The organism is Brachyspira sp. SAP_772, assembly GCF_009755885.1.
In the GTDB taxonomy this organism is placed as follows: domain Bacteria; phylum Spirochaetota; class Brachyspiria; order Brachyspirales; family Brachyspiraceae; genus Brachyspira.
Genome location: NZ_VYIX01000392.1, coordinates 1 through 507 on the forward strand (window position 1 = coordinate 1; position 507 = coordinate 507).

1 protein-coding gene is annotated in these 507 nt (G+C 22.7%); it reads left to right on the plus strand.

What is annotated here, in order from left to right; genetic code table 11:
• Nucleotides 1-414: hypothetical protein (locus GQX97_RS14700; RefSeq protein WP_157152396.1), on the plus strand; the 414-nt coding region annotated here is incomplete at its 5' end.
• Between the last annotated feature and the right edge of the window lie 93 nt (nucleotides 415-507).

The window sequence follows — 507 nt, forward strand, 5'->3', positions numbered from 1 at the left end:
TTTTTAATTATAAATGATTTTACTGCWGGAAGATTTACAAATATTCTATCTTCTTTTTTATTTGTTGGAGTATCAAATATTAATGCTACTCAAGGCTATAGTATAGGAGATACTCTTGCTTATAATAATAATATTAATTTGACGGTAAGAGTTTATAAACAAATAAAACAGCCTAATATGTTTATAGCTTTTAATATCATTCCGCTTGTATTAAATAAAATAACGAGAGAATGGCTGTCAARTATTATAGAAAATGAAGGCAATTTTACTATAACTAATATYAATATGAGTAACGCAGAGCCTRCTTTTGATTATGGTAATACTAATTCAATATATGATTTTTCTTCTATAAGAGGTCTTATAGTGGAATTAAATATAAATTTTCAATTTTTAAGTAATAATGAGGATAGTTAAAAAAATCACCATATAATAAAAAATAATAAATAAAGGAGGAAAGTAAATATGAGTATAACAACAATGAACTTTTATAATACTTTATGTAATAAT